Origin of the sequence: Rhizobacter sp. (assembly GCF_031412075.1) — a bacterium.
Lineage (GTDB): Bacteria > Pseudomonadota > Gammaproteobacteria > Burkholderiales > Burkholderiaceae_C > Rhizobacter.
Genome location: NZ_JANOCG010000517.1, coordinates 1 through 7,039 on the forward strand (window position 1 = coordinate 1; position 7,039 = coordinate 7,039).

Consider the following 7,039-nt stretch of genomic DNA (forward strand, 5'->3'; position numbering starts at 1 on the left):
GTTGATGACGGTGCCGGTGATCGGCGTGCGGCCCATGCCGCCACCGACCAGCACCTTGAAGCCGACCTCGCCCTTGTCGTTCTTGAGCAGCTGAAGGCCGATGTCGTGCCACGCTATCGCCGCGCGGTCTTCGCGGGCACCGGTCACAGCGAGTTTGAACTTGCGCGGAAGGTGCGCGAACTCGGGGTGGAGCGTGCTCCACTGGCGCAAGATTTCGCAGTAAGGGCGCGGGTCGACGATCTCGTCGGCGGCCACACCGGCGAAGCAGTCGCTGGTGATGTTGCGGATGCAGTTGCCGCTGGTCTGGATGCCGTGCATGCTGACGGCTGCGAGCGCGTCCATCACGTCGGCGCTTTTCACCAGCGGAATCCAGTTGTATTGCAGGTTCTGGCGCGTGGTGAAGTGGCCATAACCACGGTCGTACTCGCGCGCGATGCGGGCCAGGGCGCGCAGCTGTGTGCTGCTCAGCTCGCCGTAGGGCACGGCCACACGCAGCATCGGCGCGTGGCGCTGGATGTACCAGCCGTTTTGCAGACGCAGTGCGCGAAACTCATCATCGGTCAGCGTGCCGGCGATGTTGCGCTCCAGTTGGTCACGAAACTGCGCGGCGCGCTGTTTGACGAACTGCGTGTCGAAGTGGGTGTACTGGTACATCGTTCAGAAGTTCAGTGAATGACTTTGAGACCGGCGGTGACGAGCGCCACACACAGCAGCGCACGCACCAGTTGATCGGGCATTTTCCGCGTCAGCTGGGCGCCGATCCAGATGCCGGGGATGGACCCGACCAGCAGCGCGACCAGCAGGGACCAGTCCACATGGCCCATGGTGGCGTGGCCAATGCCGGCCACCAGAGTCAGCGGCACGGCGTGGGCGATGTCGGTGCCGACCAGGCGGCGTGCTTCCAGGCGCGGGTAGAGCAGGAGGATGAGCGTGGCACCAATGGCCCCGGCGCCGATCGAGCTCAAGGTGACGAGCACGCCGAGGATCAAACCCGATGCGACGGTGAAAACTGGTTTGCGCGACTCGGGGATCCACTTCTCAAGCTTCAGCCCCAGCTGGTGCCAGACCTTCTTGTAGGCCACCGTCACAGCGGTCAGCAGCAAGGCAATGCCCAGCGAGAAGGTGAGGGCACTGGCCCAGCCCTTGGTCAGCCCGGTGAAATGCATCAGTGCCAGCGTGGCGATGGAGGCCGGAATGCTGCCCGCCAGCAGCAGCCACAGGATCTTGTAGTCCACATGGCCATGGCGGTGGTGGGCGATGGAGCCAGAGGTCTTGGTGATGGCCGCAAACCACAGGTCGGTGCCAATGGCCACCGCCGGGTTGAGCTTGAACACGGTCAGCAGCAAAGGCGTCATCAGCGAGCCGCCGCCAACGCCCGTCAGGCCCACGATGGCACCGACACCGAAACCGCTGATGACCGCCAACCAATCCATGTGAGGCCCAGGTGTGCCCGCGACAGCCGTGCGCGCGAGCGAAGAGAAGGGCTGGACTGTACAAAGCGTCTATATATATAGAAAGAACAGTTTAGTTGGTTGTTTATGCCTTGATGGGATATGGCAAGTGTGCGTTCCGGGCCGGCTCCTAGAATTCCGCCATGCTGAAACCCTCGAACCTCTTGATCCGCTGGCGCGGGCTGGCCGCAATTTTGGTGCTGGCTGCATTGAGCGCCTGCCAAACCGCCCCGGTGATGCCTCCGACTGCCGTGGTGCCAATGCCGCCGGAGCCGGGCGCCTCGGCGCCGGTGCTTCCTCCCAAGCCGCCCCGCATCGGCCTGGCGCTGGGCGGTGGTGCCGCCCGGGGCTTTGCCCACATCGGTGTGATCCAGGTGCTGGAAGAGAACGGCATCAAGGTCGACTACGTGACCGGCACCTCCGCCGGCAGCCTGGTGGCTGCGCTTTACGCCTCGGGCAAGAACGGCACTTCTCTGGCCGCGCTGGCCGACAGCATGGACGAATCGGCGTTCACCGATTGGGCGTTCCCGGGGCGAGGCCTGATCCGGGGCGAAGCGCTTGCCAAATTCGTGCGCGAGAACACTGGTGGGCGCTTGATCGAGCAGATGAAGCTGCCGCTGGGCATCGTGGCCACCGACCTCGACAGCGGCCAACCCATCCTGTTCCAGATCGGTGACCCGGGTGTGGCGGTGCGCGCGTCGAGCGCCGTGCCGGCGGTGTTCACGCCGGTTCGCATCGGCACTCGGGAATATGTGGACGGTGGCCTGGTGTCGCCCGTGCCGGTGCGCTTTGCGCGGCAGATGGGCGCCGAGCTGGTGATTGCGGTCGATATCTCCGCCATCCCCGACGGCAACCCCACCGGCGACCCGATGCGCATGCTGCTGCAGACCTTCGCCATCATGGGGCGAAGCATCAATGTGTTCGAGCTGCGTGAGGCCGATGTGGTGATGCGGCCCAGGCTGGCCGGTGTGTCGGGCGCCGACTTCTCGGCACGCAAGCGCTCGATTCAGGCCGGCCGTGACGTGGCCACGGCCATGCTGACCGAGTTGAAGCTGCGCATCGCCGCCAAGACCCACTGAAGCTTGGATGAAAAAGCGGGCGCACAAAACAAAACGGCCCGGTGTTGCCACCGGGCCGAAAGGTACACCTTGAATGGAGAATTCGTGGGTACCGAGGAGACAACCTTTCAGGGACACCAAGAGCGTTGCCGCTCATGGAACTCTTCAGATGAAGAGCCTGTTCGGAAGTTCAACCCCGGGTTGTAAATTCTTCGAGATCAGGCAGCGCGCTTGGTCTTGGTTGCGGCTTGCGTGGCCTTGACCGCGGTGGTGGTCATGGCTTGGAAGTTGGCTTCAGCCACATCGGCAGCTTGCTTGGCAGCCTTGTGCACGCTTTCATAAGCGTTGTTGGCAGCAGCCACAGCCGACTTGACCAGCGCGACAGCGTTTTCGGAGCCGGCAGGAGCGTTCTTCACCGAGGTGTCGACCAGAGCCATGAACTTCTTCTGGGCTTCTGTGGCTTGTGCTTCGGCGACCTTGCCGATGTCGGCATTGGTGCTGGCGGCGATGTCATAGACATAACGGCCGTAGGCAGCAGCCTTTTCAGCGGCGGGTTGCAGCAGGCCGGCTTGCAGGGCCAGCAGCTCTTGCGCGTCCTTGACGGACATTGCAGCCTTGGTGTTCTCGGCGACTTCGCCCATGGCGGTCTTGGCGACTTGAAGGTTCAGCTCAACCAGCTTCTCGATGCCTTCGAAGGCTTTGCCGGTGAGGCCGAAAAGGGTTTCGATGTTTGCCTTGTGAGCGGCCATGACTTGTTCAGCGGTCAGCATGATGGGTAATCTCCTGTGGTTAGATTCGGGGATGACACAGCAATTTGTTGCGCTGCACCATGACCAGAAGTATACGAAGCCGGCGCGACATTTCAAGCTGTTTTTGTTGCATTGCAGCAATTTAGAACGTGGCTTCTAAATCCTTGGGTTTTCACACGTTTTATGCCGACCACGTGGCAGTGAAACTGCCCGAAGGGCACCGCTTCCCGATGCAGAAGTACCAGCTTCTGCGCGAGCGCGTGGCGCACGAGCTGCCGGGCATCCGGCTCGAGCAGGCCCCGCCGGCCAGCGAAGGCGAGCTGGCCCTGGTGCACACGCCGAGCTACATCAATGCGGTGCTCCTGGGGCACCTGAGCGCCACGCAACTCCGCGAGATCGGGTTTCCGTGGTCGGAGCGCATGGCAGAGCGGGCGTGTCGCTCGGTGGGCGCGACCATCCAGGCGGCCCGCGTTGCGCTGCGCGAGGGGGTGGCGGGCAACCTGGCCGGGGGAACTCACCACGCCAGCGCCGACAAGGGTGGCGGCTATTGCGTCTTCAACGATGTGGCGGTGGCCGCACGATTGATGCAGGCCGAATGGCACCGCTTGCACCGGCGACTGCTGCGGGTGGCGGTGATCGACCTTGATGTGCACCAGGGCAACGGCACCGCGGCGATCTTCTGCGACGACCCCACGGTGTTCACCTTGTCATTGCATGGCGAGAAGAACTTTCCTTTCCGCAAGGAGCCGAGCGACCTCGACGTGAACTTGCCCGACGGTTGCACCGACGAGCCTTACCTGGCCGCGCTCGATACGGCGCTGGCCGAGCTGTGGGCCCGCCATCGCGATGGTCCGCCGGGCTTGATCTTCTTCCTGGCGGGTGCTGACCCGCATGAAGGCGACCGCTTGGGCCGCCTCAAGCTGAGCACGGCCGGGCTGGCGGAACGAGACCGCCGCGTGTTCGCCGCAGCCCGCGAACGGCGCATCCCGCTCGCGCTTTCCATGGCCGGCGGGTATGGCCACGACCTCGGCACCACCGTGCAGGTGCAGGTCAACACCTTGAGGGAAGCGGTCGAGAGTTGGCGGCAATGGAACAATGAGTCTTCATGAGCACGACACCACGACCCCAACCCGACGGCCGCGAGGCCTACCGCCACTTCACGCCCTTGGCCACACGCTGGGCTGACAACGATGCCTACGGCCACTTGAACAACGTCGTCTACTTCAGCCTCTTCGACACGGCGGTGAACCGCTACCTGATCGAAGCCGGCGCGCTCGACATCCACCGCGGCGAGGTCATCGGCCTGGTGGTCGAGACCCACTGCAACTACTTCGCATCGATCGAGTTCCCGCAGCGGGTGGAGGCGGGCATTCGGGTGGCGCACATGGGCTCGTCGAGCGTGCGCTACGAGATCGGCATCTTCGTGGCCGGTGAGCCGCGGGTTGCGGCGCGCGGGCATTTCATTCATGTGTATGTGGACCGGGTCACGCGCCGGCCCGCCGCCTTGCCACCGGCGCTGCTCAAAGCCTTGAAGGAGTTGATCGTTTGAAACCCACGCCTGAGCAGACTGCGGCGGTCGACGCTGCCATCACCTCGCGCCGCTCGCTGCGCGCCTATCTGCCCACACCGGTGCCGAGAGCCACCATCGAAGACATCTTGCACGTGGCCTCGCGCGCACCCTCGGGCACCAACACGCAGCCGTGGAAGGTCTACGTGTTGACGGGTGAGCCGCTGCAGGGGTTGTCGCGTCAGATCCTCGAAGCCTTCGACGACCCGGCGCAGGCCGCCGGCCACCAGCAGGAGTACGCCTACTACCCGACCCAATGGGAGTCGCCCTACATCGACCGCCGCCGCAAGGTGGGCTGGGACTTGTACGGCCTGCTCGGCATCGGCAAGACCGACAAGGAGCGCATGCATGCGCAACACGGGCGCAACTACCGCTTCTTCGATGCACCGGTGGGCTTGATGTTCACCATCGACCGCATCATGGAAAAGGGCAGCTGGCTCGACTACGGCATGTTCTTGCAAAACATCATGGTGGCCGCACGCGGGCGCGGGCTCGACACCTGCCCGCAGGCCGCCTTCACGCAGTTCCACAAGATCATCATGCCGGCCATCGGTGCGAGCGCCGATGAAATGCTGGTGTGCGGCATGTCGCTCGGTCATGCCGACCCGGCGGCGATTGAAAACTCTCTGGTGACCGAGCGCGAGCCGGTGGCTGGTTTTGCGAGGTTCCTATGAAGCCTGCTGTTCTCGTGGCCCGAGCCATTCAACCGGAAGTCGTGGCGCGCTTGCGCGATCACTTCGAGGTCGAAGACAACCCGGGAGACCAGGTGTTCAGCAAGGACGAGCTCATTGCCCGCCTGAAAGGCAAACAAGGCCTCTTCGCCACCGGCAGTGAGCGCATCGACGAGGCCGTGCTGTCGGCCAACCCGCAGCTGCGCGCGGTGTGCAACATGGCGGTGGGCTACAACAACATCGACGTGCCGGCCTGCACGGCGCGCGGGGTGGTCTGCACCAACACGCCCGACGTGCTCACCGAAACCACCGCCGATTTCGGCTTCGCATTGATGATGGCGGCGGCGCGCCGCATCGCCGAGTCAGAGCACTTCTTGCGGCGTGGCGAATGGAAGAAGTGGTCGTTCGACATGTTCACCGGCAGCGACATCCACGGCGCGACGCTGGGCATCCTCGGCATGGGCCGCATCGGGCAGGCGATTGCGCGGCGCGGTGCGCATGGGTTTGGCATGCGGGTGATCTATCACAACCGCTCGCGGCTCGATGCCGCGATCGAGCAGGAATGCCGTGCCTCCTACGTCAGCAAACCTGAGCTGTTGCAGCAGGCCGACCACCTGGTGATCGTGGTGCCGTACTCGCCGGCGTCGCACCACGCCATCGGTGCGGTCGAGCTGGCCCAGATGAAGCGCACCGCCACGCTGACCAACATCGCACGCGGTGGTGTGGTGGACGACGCGGCCTTGGCCCAAGCGCTGGCTGCCGGGCTTATCGCTGCGGCCGGACTCGACGTGTTCGAAGGCGAACCTGCGTTGCACCCACACCTGCTCACTGTGCCCAACGTCGTGCTCACACCGCACATCGCCAGCGCCACTGTGGCCACACGCCGCGCCATGGCCGACCTGGCGGCTGACAACCTGATCGCAGCGCTTGGCCTGGGGCCGTCCGCCGGCAAGCCGCCGACGCCCGTCAACCCCGAAGTCTTGCGGCCTGCGCCCTGAGAGAATCAGGCGCATGCAAACACCGTGGTGGTTCGTGGCGGCGCTCGCCGTTCTCAATCTTTTGCTGTTGCTCTGGTTGGTGTTTCGCCGACCGCCCGTCGATGAGTCGCTGAAGACCGAGTTGCGTGCCTCCAGCGAGCGGCTGGAACGTGAACTGCGCGACGAGCTGGGCCGCAGCGCCCAGGGCACGCGCCAGGAGCTGGTCAGCACGCTCGCCAACTTTCAGCAGACGCTGACCGGCGCACAAACCGGCGTGGCCCGTCTGCAGAGCGAGCAGATCGAAGGTTTTCGCACGCAACTGGCGGCCATGCAGCAGGCCATTGCCGAGCAGTTGCGCGCGCTCTCCGAGGCCAATGAGCGCCGCCTCGGCGATGTGCGCACCGCCGTCGAGCAGCGGCTCACCACCTTGCAGCAGGGCAACGAACAAAAGCTCGAACAGATGCGCGCCACCGTCGACGAGAAGCTGCACGCCACACTGGAGCTGCGCCTGGGTGAAAGTTTCAAGCTGGTGGCCGACCGGCTCGACAAGGTGCATGCGGGCCTGG

Annotated in this window: 8 protein-coding genes and 1 pseudogene; 6 read left to right on the top strand and 3 right to left on the bottom strand. The window is 64.5% G+C overall.

The window, feature by feature from the left end; translation table 11 throughout:
• Both RMO40_RS19125 and RMO40_RS19130 read right to left on the bottom strand, forming a co-directional pair.
• Positions 1-654, bottom strand: a 654-nt coding sequence (locus RMO40_RS19125; RefSeq protein ID WP_309724766.1) for a nitrite/sulfite reductase, incomplete at its 3' end; no start/stop codon positions are given.
• Between the two features lie 11 nt (positions 655-665).
• On the bottom strand, positions 666-1,433 hold the full coding sequence (locus RMO40_RS19130) for a TSUP family transporter (protein WP_309724768.1): 768 nt from the start codon (positions 1,431-1,433) through the stop codon (positions 666-668).
• Between the two features lie 161 nt (positions 1,434-1,594).
• On the opposite strand from RMO40_RS19130, the gene RMO40_RS19135 reads away from it, so the two are divergent.
• The gene (locus RMO40_RS19135; protein WP_489660198.1) at positions 1,595-2,530 is read left to right on the top strand and encodes a patatin-like phospholipase family protein; all 936 of its coding nucleotides are present in this window, start codon (positions 1,595-1,597) and stop codon (positions 2,528-2,530) included.
• Between the two features lie 197 nt (positions 2,531-2,727).
• Here RMO40_RS19135 and phaP read toward each other — a convergent pair whose 3' ends face one another.
• Positions 2,728-3,282, bottom strand: coding sequence for a TIGR01841 family phasin (gene phaP, locus RMO40_RS19140; protein ID WP_309724779.1), 555 nt, complete (start codon positions 3,280-3,282; stop codon positions 2,728-2,730).
• Positions 3,283-3,488: 206 nt separating this feature from the next.
• On the opposite strand from phaP, the gene RMO40_RS19145 reads away from it, so the two are divergent.
• The 5 genes and pseudogenes from RMO40_RS19145 to RMO40_RS19165 form a co-directional block, all read left to right on the top strand.
• Positions 3,489-4,367, top strand: a complete 879-nt coding sequence (locus RMO40_RS19145) for a histone deacetylase (protein ID WP_309724781.1) — start codon at positions 3,489-3,491, stop codon at positions 4,365-4,367.
• Positions 4,364-4,807 carry a thioesterase family protein gene (locus tag RMO40_RS19150; protein ID WP_309724770.1) on the top strand — a complete coding sequence of 148 codons (444 nt, stop codon included), beginning with the start codon at positions 4,364-4,366 and terminating at the stop codon, positions 4,805-4,807. Before RMO40_RS19145 ends, RMO40_RS19150 begins: the two co-directional genes overlap by 4 nt.
• Positions 4,804-5,499: a nitroreductase family protein gene (locus RMO40_RS19155; RefSeq protein WP_309724772.1), complete on the top strand. Its 696-nt coding sequence runs from the start codon at positions 4,804-4,806 to the stop codon at positions 5,497-5,499. The genes RMO40_RS19150 and RMO40_RS19155 overlap by 4 nt, the downstream gene beginning before the upstream one ends.
• Positions 5,496-6,494 (top strand): NAD(P)-dependent oxidoreductase, encoded by a 999-nt coding sequence (locus tag RMO40_RS19160; RefSeq protein WP_309724774.1) that lies wholly within the window; start codon positions 5,496-5,498, stop codon positions 6,492-6,494. The genes RMO40_RS19155 and RMO40_RS19160 overlap by 4 nt, the downstream gene beginning before the upstream one ends.
• 13 nt (positions 6,495-6,507) lie before the next feature.
• A pseudogene (locus RMO40_RS19165) lies at positions 6,508-7,039 on the top strand (DNA recombination protein RmuC); the annotation flags it as partial.